This is a genomic window from Cellulomonas sp. P2_B4 (assembly GCF_056404795.1).
Map to the genome: position 1 here is coordinate 1 of NZ_JBFUDI010000057.1, position 632 is coordinate 632.

Annotated in this window: 1 pseudogene; it reads left to right on the forward strand. The window is 72.9% G+C overall.

Annotated elements, in window-relative coordinates:
* A pseudogene (locus tag AC1DZC_RS20065) lies at window positions 1-461 on the forward strand (hypothetical protein); the annotation flags it as partial.
* Window positions 462-632 lie beyond the last annotated feature (171 nt).

The following is a 632-nucleotide window of genomic DNA, read 5'->3' on the forward strand; positions in this document are numbered from 1 at the left end:
TCCGTACCGGGGTCGGTGCCGCCGCGACGCCGCGCACCGGCGGGGTCGTCACGGCAGGCGTGGGCACCGCGGTGGACGACGCAACCGATACCGGTGCACCGACGAGCGGCCGGGGAGAGTTTTCCGGGGCCCCGGTGCTGGTTTCCATCGCGGACGGCAGCGGCGACCTCGTCACGATTGCCGGACGATCCGGCAACGTCGACGAGGCACGCGCTGTTGATCCGGATGCCGAGGGCGGCGGCGATACCGGCCGAGCGGCCGGCGACGGGGTCGAAACAGCAGCCACGCGCGTATCGGCTTCCGCCTGTACTGTACGCCGTTCCGGCGCGGGCGGCGGCGTCGGGGCGACGGTCGCGGGCCGCGATCCGGTCGCCGGGGCCAGCGTCATGTTTCGCCGACCGACCTCCGATGTCCGCGTCGGTACGCCGGGGAGCGGCTGTACCATGCCCGGCTGGCTGTAGGGTGGCTGATAGGCCGGTTCAGTGCTTGCGACATAGGCCGGCGGTTGCGGCAACGGCGGCGCCTGCGGCTGGACCTGCGGCGGCGGCACCGTTGCCGCCGGCACGATATCCAGCTTGCCGCGCTTCCTGCGGCGGCTGCGACGATCGTCCTGCTGGGGTTTGGACTGGACC